11 protein-coding genes are annotated in these 15,474 nt (G+C 43.4%); 8 read left to right on the forward strand and 3 right to left on the reverse strand.

The window, feature by feature from the left end; all coding sequences use genetic code 11:
* Positions 1–21: 21 nt before the first annotated feature.
* Positions 22–2,382 (reverse strand): EAL domain-containing protein, encoded by a 2,361-nt coding sequence (locus EXT48_RS04420; RefSeq protein WP_130163699.1) that lies wholly within the window; start codon positions 2,380–2,382, stop codon positions 22–24.
* A gap of 185 nt (positions 2,383–2,567) precedes the next feature.
* Here EXT48_RS04420 and pyrC point away from each other — a divergent pair, with 185 nt between their 5' ends.
* From pyrC to EXT48_RS04435, 3 genes are all read left to right on the forward strand, one after another.
* Positions 2,568–3,605 (forward strand): dihydroorotase, encoded by a 1,038-nt coding sequence (gene pyrC, locus EXT48_RS04425; protein ID WP_130163700.1) that lies wholly within the window; start codon positions 2,568–2,570, stop codon positions 3,603–3,605.
* A 168-nt stretch (positions 3,606–3,773) separates the two neighbouring features.
* Positions 3,774–4,079 carry an H-NS family nucleoid-associated regulatory protein gene (locus tag EXT48_RS04430; RefSeq protein ID WP_010370885.1) on the forward strand — a complete coding sequence of 102 codons (306 nt, stop codon included), beginning with the start codon at positions 3,774–3,776 and terminating at the stop codon, positions 4,077–4,079.
* Positions 4,080–4,191: 112 nt separating this feature from the next.
* The gene (locus EXT48_RS04435) at positions 4,192–5,934 is read left to right on the forward strand and encodes a DEAD/DEAH box helicase family protein (protein WP_130163701.1); all 1,743 of its coding nucleotides are present in this window, start codon (positions 4,192–4,194) and stop codon (positions 5,932–5,934) included.
* Positions 5,935–5,969: 35 nt separating this feature from the next.
* Here EXT48_RS04435 and EXT48_RS04440 read toward each other — a convergent pair whose 3' ends face one another.
* Positions 5,970–6,302: a ribonuclease E inhibitor RraB gene (locus EXT48_RS04440; protein ID WP_039496902.1), complete on the reverse strand. Its 333-nt coding sequence runs from the start codon at positions 6,300–6,302 to the stop codon at positions 5,970–5,972.
* Between the two features lie 239 nt (positions 6,303–6,541).
* Between EXT48_RS04440 and EXT48_RS04445 the strand changes: the two genes are divergently transcribed.
* From EXT48_RS04445 to EXT48_RS04460, 4 genes are read left to right on the forward strand one after another with little or no spacing between them, the layout of a single operon-like run.
* Positions 6,542–8,278, forward strand: coding sequence for an autotransporter assembly complex family protein (locus EXT48_RS04445; RefSeq protein ID WP_130163702.1), 1,737 nt, complete (start codon positions 6,542–6,544; stop codon positions 8,276–8,278).
* Positions 8,278–11,937 (forward strand): translocation/assembly module TamB domain-containing protein, encoded by a 3,660-nt coding sequence (locus EXT48_RS04450; RefSeq protein ID WP_130163703.1) that lies wholly within the window; start codon positions 8,278–8,280, stop codon positions 11,935–11,937. Before EXT48_RS04445 ends, EXT48_RS04450 begins: the two co-directional genes overlap by 1 nt.
* Complete coding sequence (locus tag EXT48_RS04455; RefSeq protein ID WP_130163704.1) at positions 11,934–12,755, forward strand: transporter substrate-binding domain-containing protein; 822 nt, start codon at positions 11,934–11,936, stop codon at positions 12,753–12,755. The genes EXT48_RS04450 and EXT48_RS04455 overlap by 4 nt, the downstream gene beginning before the upstream one ends.
* 2 nt (positions 12,756–12,757) lie before the next feature.
* Positions 12,758–13,624 (forward strand): peptidylprolyl isomerase, encoded by an 867-nt coding sequence (locus EXT48_RS04460; protein ID WP_130163705.1) that lies wholly within the window; start codon positions 12,758–12,760, stop codon positions 13,622–13,624.
* 307 nt (positions 13,625–13,931) lie between these two features.
* Here the strand turns inward: EXT48_RS04460 and queF are convergent, their stop codons facing one another.
* Positions 13,932–14,777 carry an NADPH-dependent 7-cyano-7-deazaguanine reductase QueF gene (gene queF, locus EXT48_RS04465; protein ID WP_130163706.1) on the reverse strand — a complete coding sequence of 282 codons (846 nt, stop codon included), beginning with the start codon at positions 14,775–14,777 and terminating at the stop codon, positions 13,932–13,934.
* A 127-nt stretch (positions 14,778–14,904) separates the two neighbouring features.
* On the opposite strand from queF, the gene syd reads away from it, so the two are divergent.
* Positions 14,905–15,456 carry a SecY-interacting protein gene (gene syd / locus EXT48_RS04470; protein WP_130125976.1) on the forward strand — a complete coding sequence of 184 codons (552 nt, stop codon included), beginning with the start codon at positions 14,905–14,907 and terminating at the stop codon, positions 15,454–15,456.
* Positions 15,457–15,474 lie beyond the last annotated feature (18 nt).

Consider the following 15,474-nt stretch of genomic DNA (forward strand, 5'->3'; position numbering starts at 1 on the left):
TGAAATATGTGGCGAGTGTATCTAGTTTCTACTCAGTAAAAATGCCATCGCTTGATCTGCGGCGAGTGGTTTAGAAACAATATAACCTTGGCCAAACTGACAACCTTTTTGCTTTAATAGCTGCCACTGGGTTTCGAGCTCGATACCTTCAGCGACAACGGTCAGGTTAAGTGATTGTGCAAGTTTCAAAATCGCATCAACTAGCGGGTTTTCTCTTTCAGTTAGTTGGTCAATAAAGCTCTTATCAATTTTAAGCACATGAATGGGGAGCTGGTGCAAATAACCTAAAGCAGAGTAACCAGTGCCAAAGTCGTCAAGATAAAGCTTCACTCCAAGGGATTCTAATCCTTGAATAATTTTGGTTGCGAGGGCGAGGTTTGCTATCAATCCAGATTCTGTGATTTCCAAACATAAAGAGCCAGGTGTAAGCTCATAATGATGATAAAGTTGCTGAATTGTATCAACGAACTCTAAGCTTGCGAAATGTCGCGATGACACATTTACGGTAACACGAGTCTTCGGCAGCTTTTGCGCTTTCCAACGTTTGAGTTGTTTGGCAGCCAATTCCAACAAATGTAAGTCAAGCTCAATGATCTGTCCGGTTTGCTCTGCAATTGGAATAAAAGCATCTGGAGAAACAAGCCCGTTTTTGGGGTGAAACCAACGGACGAGGGCTTCAAAGCTCACAATAGCGCCAGTCGTGAGAGAAAATATCGGTTGATAATACAGCGCAAATTCATTGTTTTTTATGCCATGTTGCAGATCATTTTCAATATCTGCTTGCTGTTTTAGGCGCTTGCGCATGGCATTATTAAAATAGCAGACTTGACCCCGACCCGAAGATTTTGCTTCGTACATGGCAGCATCTGCTTGCTGCAGTAAATTAATAGCGCTATCGGACTCGTTATCAGTGAACGCAACGCCAATACTGCCTGAAGCTTGCAGAACATGACCATCTATATGAAGGGGCTTGGTTATAGCCGTGGTGATCCTATCAAGCAGCAGAGTGACTTGTTGCCTGTCTTGGACATTTTCCATAAAAATCGCAAACTCATCACCCCCGAGCCGCGCAAAGGTGTCGGTTTTGCGAATACAGCCATTTATCATCTCGACAATAGCAATCAAGAAATGGTCGCCAACATCGTGGCCAAGTGAGTCATTAATGCTTTTAAATCTGTCTAAATCGAGATAGATCAGGCAGTGCAAATTAGAGGACTCCACTCGCGCTAGTCTTAAAATGGCATGTTTGATCCGCTCTAACAATAAATAGCGATTGGCAAGACCCGTTAAATCGTCGTGCAAGGCTCTATGTTCTAGCGCCTGCCTTGAAAGCTGTCGGTCTATGGCCATGCTGACTTGACGACTTATATAAGTCAAAATAGATAAATCATGATTCACGAAAGCTTGGTCGTTGTTATAGCTTTGCAGCACAATCACGCCCTGATATTGATCATTAACCAAAAATGGTACGCCTAACCAAGAGCGTGGCGAGCGACCCACCATTTTAAAATCACCCCGCGTAATGTGCATTCTAAATTGATCGTTATCACACAGCAGTGGTCGTTGGTTCTTCAGAATATAGTAGGATGCAGTATGCTTAATCTGATCTTTTGATACTTTTTGGTGTGCATTACATTTTTCGCCTCCCTCAATCAAATAATCGATTTCTAAAATATCCTGTTGAGTATCGTAAAGGCCGATAAAGAAGTTCTCGGCGCAAAGCTGAGAGGCAATGATTTTATATAAGTCATCATAAAAAGCCTCAAGGTTCTCAAAGCGGTAAGTGATGTTCGCAATTTTAAGCAGGGACTTTTCTAAATTCTGTGCTTGGTGTAACTGGGCAATCGTGGTTTGGAGGTTTTCTAAGGTGCGTAACTGATGGATTTTGGCACTGAGCAGATGTGCGACCGTCGATAGTATTTGTAAATGCGCGGAGGTAAAATAATCGGCCTCTGGATGCTCACAGTCAATCACACCGATTAAGTAACCATCATACTCCAGAGGTACGCAAAGTTCTGACATGGCTGGACGTAAATCTGCAATGTACATAGGGTGAGCGGCGACGTTTCCAGAAATAAAGGGCTCTCTAGTCGTTGCTACTTGCCCGGTAATACCTGAACCAATCTTTATCTTAGTTTGTTCAACACGATAATCCCCATTAGCATGGGAAACGCCCATACTTGCTGCGACTTCTAGATACTCTTGATAAGGATCAGCGAGATAGATAACACAATCGACAAACCCCAGTCGATTAACGACCTGTGTCGTAACGTATTCAAATAATTCGTCAAGTTTGGTTAGATGCAGCAGCGACGACGAAAACTGGTTGATGATGCTAAGCTGCTCAGTTTTTGATTCTAATTTTTGGTTCTCAGATAGCATACATATTTCTCATGAAAAGATGCTACTAAGTTAACTTAAAATGTACATATTTACCAATATTGTGAAAAATGAAAACGAGCTAAAAGTAAACTTACAAAATGAAATAATCTGCGGTTGGCCTGAAAAACTTTACTAACACCCATGTGCAGCCTATGATCGGGCAAATTCAGCAGTGGAAGAGAGCAATGACGAGCAAACAAACGCTAACGATTACACGACCAGATGATTGGCATGTGCACCTACGTGATGGTGATGTCTTGGTCGACACGGTAAGAGATATTAGTCGCTACATGGGCCGCGCGATTATCATGCCAAACCTTGTACCACCAGCAACTTGTACAGAGACTGCTTTGGCTTATCGTGACCGCATTATGGCCGCTAATCCTCAAGGTAACTTTCAGCCTCTAATGGTGTTATATCTTACCGATAACACGACTCCTGAAGAAATCAAAAAAGCGAAAGCAACTGGTCATATTGTTGCTGCTAAATTATATCCAGCTGGTGCAACGACAAACTCAGCATCGGGTGTAACGGATATTGAAAATGTATATCCAGCGCTCGAAGCGATGCAAGAGGTTGGCATGTTGCTACTCGTGCATGGTGAAGTGACGGACTCTTCTATTGATATCTTTGATAGAGAAAAAGTATTCCTTGAGACGAAACTAGCCAAAGTCGTTGATAACTTCCCAACGTTAAAAATTGTACTTGAACATATCACAACAAAAGACGCAGTTGATTTTGTTAATCAAGCGCCTGACAACGTTGCTGCAACTATCACAGCTCATCATTTGCTTTATAACCGTAATCATATGTTGGCTGGTGGCATTCGTCCTCACTATTATTGCTTACCTATCTTAAAGCGTAATACGCATCAACAGGCGTTAATTGAAGCGGCGACAAGCGGAAGTAAAAAATTCTTCTTGGGCACAGACTCAGCCCCTCATGCGAAAGATAAAAAAGAAGCTGCATGTGGCTGTGCCGGTGCATACACTGCACATGCCGCAATTGAGCTATATGCAGAGGCATTTGAAGATGCTAATGCACTTGATAAGTTAGAAGGTTTTGCGAGTCACTTTGGTCCGGACTTTTATGACTTACCGCGCAATACGGATACCATTACGCTGACTAAGTCTCCTTGGCAAGTGCCTGATACATACAAATTAGGTGAAGGGACGGTTGTGCCAATTAAAGCTGGGTCGACAATTGATTGGAAAGTTGAATAAGATTTAAACAAAATGTAATTAAATCTTCTTAATTCTAACTAAAAAAGCGCCATTATGGCGCTTTTTTAGTAACAAAACTAAAATTCATAGAATACAATTTGTTTTTTATTAATTTTAATATAGTATTCAATATAAATATTAAAACTAAGCTTAATTGAGAGAGTATCAATGCGTGAGATCAAGTCTTTTATTAAAAATGCGAGCTACGGTGATTTGGAAAAAGCGTTAGAGCTTATTCAAAAAGCACTGGACGAGCAAAAGGAACAGCAGCAGGCTAAAGAAGAAGTATTGGCTATGCTGAAAGAAAAAGGACTTACGCTTGATGATTTAGTAGGCACTACGCCAGCTGACCGTCGTTCTAAAGTAAAAGCAAAATACCGTATTGAAAAAGACGGTGAAGTAATTGAGTGGACTGGCCGTGGTAAAACACCTAAAGTATTCCAAGGTGTTAACCTAGATGATTATCTAATCTAACAAGACTTTATTATGAAAGTTGTTCGGTATTGAACAGCTTTTTTAAAATAGCCTAAATAAAAGGCGTATCTTATGGATACGCCTTTTTTGACTTAATTATTTATATCCTGAGGTGCTTATTTACGTTTTAAGACCTTACCAACAAGAAGCGGTACAAAATACGCTGAATCACTTTCGCAAATCAAGCGAGTCAGCTGTCATTGTGTTACCTACAGGCGCCGGAAAAAGCCTAGTGATCGCGGAGCTTGCACGGCTTGCGAAGCACAAAATATTAGTATTGACTCATGTTAAAGAGCTCGTAGAGCAAAATGCACAAAAATATAAAAGCTATGGATTACAAGCGAGTATTTTTTCTGCTGGATTAAAAGAAAAGTCGTTACAGCACCAGGTGACTTTTGCCAGTGTGCAATCATTGTCTCGAAACTTATCACAACTCAATCAATTTTATTCATTAGTTATCATTGACGAATGTCACCGAGTGAGTGGGGAAGATAATAGTCAGTATCAGCAAATTTTAAACCAGCTGGCTCAGTTTAATCCTGAACTAAAGTTACTAGGCTTAACAGCAACACCTTATCGTTTGGGGATGGGGTGGATATATCATAAGCATTACCACGGTTTTGTTAGAGGAAAAGCTGATTCACCATTTAAGAAGTGTATTTACGAATTACCACTTAGATATATGATAAAAAATTCGTATCTGACGCCGCCTAATAAAATTGATCCTGCCGTTGAGAATTATGATTTTTCTAGTTTAAGTACAGATTCATTTGGACGTTATTCAGAATCTGATATGAATACATTATTACAAGCACAAACTCGTGCAACAAAGAGCATTATCACTCATTTACTGGCGCTCAGTGAAAATAGGGCGGGAGTAATGATTTTTGCCGCGACGGTTATGCATGCGAAAGAAATTCTCGGCTACTTACCTAAGCAATATAGTGCGCTTATCACGGGTGAAACCAAATCTGCCGAGAGAGATGCACTTATCGTCCAGTTCAAAAAAAGAGAAATTAAGTATTTAGTGAATGTTTCTGTGCTGACTACCGGGTTTGACGCGCCCCATGTTGATGTTATCGCTATCTTGAGACCCACGGAGTCCGTGAGCCTCTATCAGCAGATTGTAGGCAGAGGACTTAGGTTAGACGAAAACAAAGAAGATTGCTTTGTCATTGATTATGCAGGCAATGATTTTGACTTATTTGCACCTGAAGTGGGAAGTAAAAAGCCAAATTCAGACAATGAGCCCGTACAGGTGCTGTGTCCAGGTTGTGGCTTTGCCAATATTTTCTGGGGCAAGGTAGACGAGCAAGGCAAGCTAATAGAGCATTTTGGCAGGCGCTGTCAGGGATTGCTTGAAGACGATGAAGGTCACTCACAGCAATGTGATTATCGTTTTAAGTTTAAAGAGTGTGAGCAATGCGGTGCAGAAAATGATATTGCTGCAAGGCAATGCCATCAGTGCGGCGGAATAATGGCAGACCCAGATGATAAGTTGCGTGCAGCACTGAATTTAAAACATGCAATGGTGCTACGCTGCAGCGGACTATGTGGCGAAGTGCTCAGTGGCAATAAATTAAAAATTACTTACTTTGATGAGGATGGGGCAAGTTGTAGTGAAGTCTATGACTTTTCTAATCAAAAGAGTCTATTTATATTCCACCAGCAATTTGCAAAGCGGCGAAAATCTACGTCGGCACCTGCAAAATGGCAGTCAGCTGAAGAAGTGATAGATACTGATTTGATTGTACCGGATTTCGTGATTGCTAAATTACACAAGAAGTTTGGTTGGCAGGTTTCTGAAAAGTTGTTTGATTATCAAGGTAGCTACAGAAAGGCTGACAAAAGTTAGCCTTTCTGTATAAAAATCGGATTTTCTGTGGCGGTTTATTCTTCCGAGGCCATTAAGCCCCAGCCATCACCATATCCTTCATAACCATTGGCTATGCTTTCTAGGTATTGCTCAGTCTGACTCAGTAGCTCGTGCATCGGGACCATAGTCACCGTGGTGATCACTTCCCAAACGCCTGTGTCAGGACATTGTTGTAACTGGGTTTTCGGTGCTAATTCGTCTTTCTCAATCGCGCCAATGAAACGCTTAGCATCATCAGCTTGCTCGAAAAGAATATAAAAATCGATATTCTGCATTTGCGTCAGATCAACGCCAGCAGCGGCAATCTCAGCTAGAAGCTCACCGTTATCATCATTTGGGAATTGCATAATTTCACTCTGCAGGTTCAATTGCTGCTATTGTCCGTCATCTGCAAGAAAATAAAAAGGATGAATGTAAATAAATGTGCGATAAAACCCACTGCGTTACAACAAAATACACCCTATGTTCAGCTTAAGCTCAGTAAAATTGCACTTTCTCTGAAAAGTCGTTTTACAGTATCCATTTTCACAAGCACAATGGCGTTATCGATGCCCATAAGTCGCGATATTTAGGTCGTTTTATTTTAATGAAGCCGTATTTCTCTTGTTTAACACTAGCGCTTTTTTTGTGCTGCTTTTCCTCGTTTAACGCAGGTGCTGAGTCTCGTCCTGCATCAGTAAAAATCTCCAACATTGAAGTCAAAGTCGAAAACGGCGATGTAGAAGACAACATCACTGGTTTTTTAAAATCTTACAAAGGCAAGCCAAAAGTCCCTCGGGTGATGAAAGAGGTGCGTGCGGACATACGTCGCGCTTTGCATGCTTTAGGTTATTATCATTTTGATATTCAACTCAGTGGAGAAGGGCAAAACGTTATAGCCGAAGTCAAACTTGAAGCACCTCTGAAATGGAAAGATATTAATATTGAGCTTGTGGGTGCGGGTAGGGACAATGCGGATTTAGTTTCGCTTATCAAAGATGTACCGATCCAAGTTGGCAAGCAAGTCAATCATAGTGATTATCAGGCAACGAAAAGTCGCTTTGAAAGCGAGCTACTAGAACTTGGATATTTTGATTATCAATGGCAAGAGTCCAAATTGCTTGTTCACAAAGCGAATCGCTATGCTGGCGTGCGACTGCTGCTCAACACTGGTAAACGTTATCAATTTGGCGACCTTGCTATAGAGGGAAACACCAAAGCGGCTAACTATATACGTTCGCTAAGCCCATTTTCGAAAGGGCAGCCGTTTGAAGCGAGCCTTTTGTCCGATTTTAATCTGTCTTTAAATGCCACTCCTTATTTTAGTGCAATAAAGGTTTATCCGCTGTTAAAGGACCGGACGAGCGATCAGATCCCAGTTCGAGTGAGTGTTGAAGACAAACCCGCAAATAGCTTTGAAGTGGGTGCTGGCTACAGTGATGATGTGGGTGCAAAAACCCGTTTAAAGTGGACTAAACCTTGGATCACCGAGGATGGCCATTCCTTTGAGTCCAATCTGAGGCTGTCGCAAAAGCAACAAGATATCACTGCCAGTTATACCATTCCAGTAGACAATCCTAACGACGATTTGTGGCGTGTGTTAGGCGGTTATAAGGTGCAGGATGAAGTAACGGAAGGGATCAACAGTCGGATTTGGAACGTACAGGTACAGCGACAATGGCTAACGGATGACGAGTGGGTGAGAACGGCGTTTTTGAAACGTGAACACGAAACCACGGAACAGTTAGGTGAAAAGCAGCGCACGGAAATGTTGATCCCTGGCATTAGCTACTTAAAGAAAGAAAGTAAAGGTGGCGCGCTACCGTATTGGGGTAATGAGCGCCTGATCTCCATTGAAGCCGCAGCAGATTCTGTACTATCGTCTGCAAATATGTTGAAAGTGAGATGGAACAATGAATGGCTAAGAAGCTTTGAAACCAAGCACTTGTTTTTTGGTCGCTTAGACTTAGGGGCGATCGTGACAAAGGATATTGACCAAATTCCGTTTACCCATCGTTTCCTTGCTGGGGGAGATCAAAGTATCCGTGGTTTTGCCTATGAATCTATCGGTCCTCGCGATGACGAAGGGCGCATACTTGGCGGCAGATATTTAGCCACTGGCACAGTGGAATATAACTATCAATTCCACCCAAGTTGGCGAGCAGCTTTGTTTGTTGATGCGGGTACTGCAACGAACGATTTCTCAGACGCTTGGGAAGTTGGAGCCGGGTTTGGATTTCGTTATTTAACCCCCGTTGGTCCAATCCGGCTCGATCATGCTTGGGGGTTGACCAAAGAAAGTAAAAGCACCCGTCTCAGTATTGTTATAGGACCTGAAATCTAATGCAGTTCAGAAGCTTAAGAATAAAAATCATTACTGCCATTATTAGCCTATTTTTACTTTTGGTTTGTTTATGTTTTACCTTGCCGGGGCAACAGTTGCTGGTTTGGGTAGCGAATAAAACGGTTTCAGGGTTAGAAATCGATGGCTTAGACAAGCGCTTATTATCTGGCGCCAATCTTACGTTGCGTTATCACAATGATGATATCGATATTCGCCTTAGAGACACCAAAGTCACTGTTGAGTGGTTGACCTGTGCCAGCGTTTGCATTGCGCTAGACGCAAAAGAGATAGCGATTGTACAAAAGCAGAAAAGTGTCAGCGAAGCGGAAACTACGGAAAGTAGCCAAGTTGAGTTACCACTGCCAATTGCAATAAAACGTGCACAAGTTCAGCAATTTTCGTTGGAAACGCCGGATATTACAGTGCAATTGCAAGGCTTAGACACGCAGCTTTCAGGTTCTGGCTCACATTTTAATATCCCATTTTTGCTGTTAGACAGCGTAAAGTTGACCACAAAGGCAACCGTTCAGCCAGTGCCGGCAAAATCGCCAGCACCACTTAATGCATTAGCGCCACTCCAACTACCTAAGATAGACCTGCCGCTAACCGCTGAGCTCGGCGAGTTAAAGATTAACAACCTCGCGATAGATGAGCAGACGCTTGAGAATATCAAGCTTTCTCAAGTTGTAGTGGATGAAAATGTGGACGTGGAGCAGGTTCAGCTTAACTATCAAGAATGGTTTATATCAGCAGCGGCAGAAGTCTTGCTTAACGACTGGACGATTGATCTTAGGTCAACCTTGAGTGCGCCACAGGGGTTAGCCAGTTTAACACTGGCGGGTCGCCCTCACGATCTTACGCTTACTTTGAATACCGAGGGAATGGCGTTTGCAAAACTGCAAGCCCATGCGGATTTGACAGCGATAAACTGGCCTTTTGATTTACAGGGTCAAATAGATAAATTAGTTATTCCTTCAGAGCCCACGACTTTAAAAGGTGCGACACTCGGCTTGAGCGGGGATGCCTCAAAATACCATTTGTCAGGCTCATTCGCTGTTAATACTGTGCAGTTTGGTGATGTTACCGCGACACTTGAAGGGCTAGGTGGACTACAAGCGTTTACATTAGCTAAAGCAAAGTTTCAGCTAGAAAAGGCGCAAGCGCAAATAGCAGGACAAGTGAACTGGTCGCAAGGGCTGAAGGGTAAAGTGAGCGGGGACTTTTCTCAGCTACCAGTCGATAGATTGTTAGAGCTAGTACAATACGATGCTGGCCTGACGGAAAACGATATGCTGGCAGGGCAATTCGCGCTTGATTTTATCAGTCGAGGTGAGCAGTGGCAGGTTAATGTTGAGCGCTTTAAGCTCGATGGTAAAGTAGCGGGGACCCCGCTTGATGCGGATGTTAAGGTCGTTGTGGATGAGAGCCTACTAGGTGAGTTTAGCCATGCACGCCTGAATTATGGCAAAAATAGCCTGACGGTAAGCGGTGAGCTTGGTCAGCAGTTAGATCTCGATATTGACTTTCAGTTTGAGCAGGCGGCAAATACGCTTATTCCAGCCGACTTAAAGGGCAGTGGTGAAATCTTTATTCAGGGCGACCACCTTAAGCCGAGTATTCAGACCGATATTAAGTTTGACTCTGTGCGTTACCAGAATATAGCACTACATGGCTTAACGACGAAAGGCACGGTTGATATTGCCAATGAAGTGACTGGGCAAATTAAACTGGCACTAGACCGTTTGATTGTTGACTCTGAAATGGTTGAAGACATTCGTTTAGCTGTGAAAGGCAACCAGCAGCAACATAACGCGACATTGGATATTCGTGATAAGCGAGTGGTTGCAAGCTTTGAAGTCAATGGCAAGATGCAGCAGTCAACTTGGCAGGGAGAATTGTCGTCTGGTGAGGTAACTTCTCAAGGGCAAACAATTGCATTGCAAAATCCTGCCGCAATCGTGATCAGTGATGTCAGCCAGCGCATTGCAAAGCAGTGTTGGCAGATGGATGATACTGATTTGTGTTTTGCAGCCGAGCAAAAAGGCACACAAGGGCAAGCCGATGTTAAACTGGAAAAGTTGGCACTGGCTAAACTACAAACTTGGTTGCCAGCAGAGCTCAAAGTAACCGGTGAAACCCAGGCCATGGCTAAACTTGCGTGGCAAAACGGCCAAGTAACGCGAGCCGATGGCGAGCTGAGCATTGTTGATGCCGGCATTACGACTCATGGGCAAACATTTTCAATTTCTGAATTTAAAGCGTTATTAAAAACCAATAACAAGCAAATCCACGCTGATTGGCGCATGACCTCCGATACCTTAGGTAAGTTCAGTGGCGATACGCGTGTGCCGCTAGATAAACACTCTCCCCAATTAGCTGGTAATGTAAAAATAGAGTCAATTGAGCTGGCTAAGTTGTCAGCGCTACTAAACCGAGTAACGGAACAAAGCTTTGACCTGCAAGGGGAAGTGTTAGGGGATATAAATATCTCAGGTAGCCTCGCAGCCCCTGAAGTGAACGGTAAACTAACTGCTCAGCGCTTATTTATGTCTTCTGACTCTTTGCCTGTTGAAATCGATAAAGGTCATATCAATCTTGATTTTAATACCACTTCCGCTCAACTAGAGGCTGAGTTAACTGCAGCTAAAGGTGGCAAGGTGGCACTCACCGGCGAAGCCTATTGGTTGCCCGAGCTCTCTGCTGAAGTCAAAATAAAGGGCGAAAATATTTATGTGCAACCAGACTCGCAGATTGAACTAACCGCAAGCCCGGATTTAACTCTTGCCTATAAAGATAAGATTGCGCGTGTACTCGGAGAAGTTGTGGTGCCGTTTGGCCGAGTAAACATTGAATCTCTGCCTGAGGGAGTCACCTCGCCAAGCGACGATGAAGTCATTGTTGATGCCAAGGTGCAAAAGCAGATGTCGGTGCCAGTTCAACATGAAATAGATTTAAAACTGACCGTTAAAGATAATTTTAGGGTGAAGGCGCTTGGGCTAGATAGCTTTGTTACCGGTGCAATCGAAATTGATAAGCAAGTTGAGTCGCCAATGTTAGCAACAGGTGAGTTGCAATTGCGAGAGGGGAAATACCGTGCATTTGGCCAAGACTTGTTGATCCGCACAGGACAAATTGGCTTCAATGGTGCATTAGATAAACCTTATTTGAACATTCGAGCTATTCGAAATCCAGCGACAACCGCCAATGATGTGATAGCCGGTGTTGAGCTCACGGGCAATATTGCTAAGCCGCGTTTGACTGTGTTTTCAGAGCCAGCAATGGACCAAGCCAAGGCACTGTCATACCTACTTAACGGTCAGCCTTTAGGGGAGTCTGAAACCTCTAACAACGCGCTACTCACACAGTTTTTACTCTCACAGGGAATTGACCGCAGTGAAGGATTCTTTAGTAAGGCGGGGGAATCGCTTGGACTTTCGGATGTTAACCTATCAGCAAAAGGCAGTGGTGACGATACACAAGTTGAGGTGTCTGGCTATATCACCCCCAATGTTCAGGTCAGCTATCGGGTTGGGGTATTTGAGTCTATCAATGAAATTGCGCTGCGTTATCGTGTTTTTTCGAAGTTTTATGTTGAAGCCACGAGCGGTTTGTACAACAGTATAGACTTCTTATACAAGTTTGATTGGGATGACAAATGAAACTGCTCTGGCTCGCTCTAGGTTTTGTGATATTTCCTCTCAAAGCACAAGAAACAACGGAAATTAGAATCAGCGCAGGTGCCGATCCGTACATTATAGAGCTGCTTACTTTGAGTTTGTCATACCAGGTAGAGTCAGCGAGGCTCGTATCAGTGAGAAGTATTCCTTCTCAAGACAGAGCGGTGCGCTTACTTGGAGAAAAAGGGGGGCTGGATGTCAGTTGGTTAGTGACTAACTCACAGCGCGAAAAGGCCGCGAGCGCAATTCGCATTCCCCTAGTGAAAGGGATTTTGGGTTATCGCATTCCTTTAGTGCACAAACATAATCAAGCCTTACTGAGTGGAGTACGCTATATTGGCGACTTGCGCCGAGTTACTTTTGGTTTACGCAGAGATTGGCCAGACCATCAGATTTTTGAGCGTAATGGCCTCAGTGTGACTTCTTTTTCACAAGAAGACAGTGGTTACGACATGTTGTTGAAAAAACGTTTTGATGTGTTGCCAAGCGATTTAGTGAGTATTGAAGCTGCACTGAGTGACACGGACTTGGTCGCAGATCAGCACGTGGTGTTTTACTACCCTTCGGCGGTATACTTTTTTGTTTCTCACGACAACCCGTTGCTCCATAGCCAAATTGAGAAAGGCCTCAAAAGCGCACTACAAGATGGCCGATTTGAGGCGTTATTCTTAAAACACTTTTCCGCTCGTCTTGAAAAGCTAGATCTTAAAAACAAAACAGTCATAGAATTAGACAATCCAAACCTGCCACCCAGTGCGCCGTTGGAGGTGCCATTTTATTGGTATAAACAAGGAAAATAAGAATGAAAAAAACCTTACTACTTATTGCGCTTGCCATAAGTACATCCCCTGTCTTAGCAAAACCTTATACAAAGTCACCATCGGAAGTCGTTGCTGAGGCCAAAAGCAGCGACTGGCAGCAGCTGGACCCTGAAAATATTCTTAAAATAGAATTACAAACAGGACCGGTCTATATCGCGCTTAACCCTGAACTTGCGCCTAATCATGTGGCAAATATTAAAGCGTTAGCGCGAGAGGGGTTTTACACTAATTTGAGTATGTATCGGTTTGTGGAAAACTTTGTGGCCCAAGGCGGCGATATGTTGGACAAGAAAGTGCCGCAAAAAGGAAAAAAGGCGATTGCCGCCGAGTTTTATCATCACTCGGATTCAACCTTGAAGATCACATCGCTAGATGCTGTGGACGGCTACGCGCCACGTACCGGATTTTTAAATGGTTTTGCCGTAGGACAAAATGAAGCTGGAACCAAAACCTGGATGACACACTGCGTTGGTTCGTTTGCTATGGCCAGAATCAACGATGTTAATAGTGGTGGTACCGAGTTTTACATCACGTTGACGCCGCAGCGATACCTAGACAAAAACACCACCGTGTTTGGACAGTTATTATCGGGAATGGAGCATGTTCAGCACCTAGATCGTAAACCTGTTGCGGGACAAGCGTTCAATGTTATCAAAGGGGTTACGGTACTTGCTGATGTAAAAGGTGCACCTTCTTTTAAAAGGCTAAAGACAAATACGCCGATTTTTGAGTCGCTAATTGCTGCGCGTAAAAATAGAGCGGGAGATTGGTTTGTTGATACACCAAATCACACCGACATATGTTCGGTCCCCGTCCCAGTTGAAATGGAAGACACGACAGGGGAATAAATAACCTGAGCTGCGGATAATTAATGCCTTTCTAGCAGCTAGTTTTAGCGCTAACTGCGTTGAATTCACTTCCAATAGCCAGCTATTGGTGCGTAAATTCGCCTTGCCTACAGGATGTAGGTACCTTAGCGAGAGCAGGACGCGGAAGCGGTGTTTTCCCTAAAACTCTCTGGCTAGACAAGGAAAAAACTAAGTTTTGCTTTAGCAACAATGAGTTGGAACATTCCTTATCCAAACCTCAGGTTAAATAGTAATACTTAGATGTGATAAAAAGCCAAGCCATGTGAGAACATGGCTTTTTTACGTTTTACTGTCGGTTAGTTCTTACCGTATACGGAGTTTGATCTTGTTCACTCGAACGATATGGATTGATATCTAACCCGCCGCGGCGAGTATAGCGCGCATAAACCGATAATTTTTCAGGGTTAAAGGTGCGCCAAAGCTCACAGTAAATACGCTCCACACATTGCTCATGGAACTCGTTGTGGTCACGGAATGAGATTAGGTACTTAAGCAGCGCTTCTCGGTCGATTTGCTTACCACGGTAACTTATCACCACGCTTGCCCAGTCTGGCTGTGAGGTGATCAAGCAATTTGACTTGAGTAAGTGGCTGTGAAGCGTCTCGTCAACCACATCCTCAGAGGCAAGTTGTAGTAAGTCACTATTTGGTGTGTAGCTATCAACTTCAATATCCAGCTCGTCGATACACTCACCAGGGAGGCGCGAGAAAGGAATACAATCGAATTCGTCTGCGCCAAATAATATCACGCTAACTTGGCTATTTGATGCCGTGGAAAGATCCGCAGCTAGCGTTTGGCGCACGGTTTCCATCGTATCAAAGCGACTTTGGTTAAAGCTATTCAAGTAAAGTTTGAACGATTTTGACTCAATGATATGTGAGCTTTGGCAAGGAAACACAAAAGTGGCAACCGCAACTTGAGGTTTACCTTTGTTATTGAGCCAAGACAGTTCGTAGCCTGTCCAGGTATCTTCACCTTTGAATGGTAAAGCGGACTCATCAACATTGATTTGGTCACGATTAAGTTTACGTGCAATTGGGTGCAGCAGGCTTGGAGTATAAACACTGGCGTATTCTGTGGTTTTACCAAGCACAGAAGATTGCAGCTCTGGCGAGTTACTGTAGTCTGTCATGTTAATTCAAATCTCGTTACAATGCGGTCATTATAACGAATGTTTACCTCGGGATTAATAGCATTTTGCTTAATTAAACGAAACAAGTATTCAGCCCAAGGTGAGAAAAATAAAGAGAGCTTTATATATGACTCAGCCCGTAAATATGGCGCGCTTGCATCAAGCCTATGTAGATTATCATCAACAGATCTTTAAAGATTTACCGAGTACCGAGCATGATGAAAGTTGGCCAAGCCCATGTGAGCAGGGTGAACCAAACAAGCTTAACGAGATAAAATGGCTAGCGGTAGAGCGCTCACCAGCGGGACATTTAAATGATTTAGCCAGAGCGTTGGAAACGCAATTTCCTGACGGATTGAACGGACTGTATGGTGACTTCTTCGCTGGTAATATCGTGGCATTCATAGAGGGTAAGCAAATTGAGCTACTGCAAGTATGGAACGAAGATGACTTCGAGCGCTTGCAGCAAAATATCACCGGCCATATTTTAATGAAGCGCAGGCTCAAACAACCTGAAACCGTGTTTATTGGCTTAACAGAAGCAGATGACTTATTGGTGTCGGTCGATATCGCTACGGGTCAAGTTGGGTTAGAGTTTGTCGGTAAGAAGCAGCATCATGTTTTGGCTGATTCTATCGCAGAGTTTGTGGAAAAACTGACAGTCAACTACCCAATATAGCTAATTGATATAAAGGAG

This window comes from Pseudoalteromonas sp. CO348 (assembly GCF_004208845.1).
Lineage (GTDB): Bacteria > Pseudomonadota > Gammaproteobacteria > Enterobacterales > Alteromonadaceae > Pseudoalteromonas > Pseudoalteromonas maricaloris.

Bases quoted from the DNA above. Each gene is read 5' to 3' on its own strand.
- EXT48_RS04420 (WP_130163699.1), bottom strand. From the start codon at position 2,382: ATGCTATCTGAGAACCAAAAATTAGAATCAAAAACTGAGCAGCTTAGC.
- pyrC (WP_130163700.1), top strand. From the start codon at position 2,568: ATGACGAGCAAACAAACGCTAACGATTACACGACCAGATGATTGGCAT.
- EXT48_RS04430 (WP_010370885.1), top strand. From the start codon at position 3,774: ATGCGTGAGATCAAGTCTTTTATTAAAAATGCGAGCTACGGTGATTTG.
- EXT48_RS04440 (WP_039496902.1), bottom strand. From the start codon at position 6,302: ATGCAATTCCCAAATGATGATAACGGTGAGCTTCTAGCTGAGATTGCC.
- EXT48_RS04445 (WP_130163702.1), top strand. From the start codon at position 6,542: ATGAAGCCGTATTTCTCTTGTTTAACACTAGCGCTTTTTTTGTGCTGC.
- EXT48_RS04450 (WP_130163703.1), top strand. From the start codon at position 8,278: ATGCAGTTCAGAAGCTTAAGAATAAAAATCATTACTGCCATTATTAGC.
- EXT48_RS04455 (WP_130163704.1), top strand. From the start codon at position 11,934: ATGAAACTGCTCTGGCTCGCTCTAGGTTTTGTGATATTTCCTCTCAAA.
- EXT48_RS04460 (WP_130163705.1), top strand. From the start codon at position 12,758: ATGAAAAAAACCTTACTACTTATTGCGCTTGCCATAAGTACATCCCCT.
- queF (WP_130163706.1), bottom strand. From the start codon at position 14,777: ATGACAGACTACAGTAACTCGCCAGAGCTGCAATCTTCTGTGCTTGGT.
- syd (WP_130125976.1), top strand. From the start codon at position 14,905: ATGACTCAGCCCGTAAATATGGCGCGCTTGCATCAAGCCTATGTAGAT.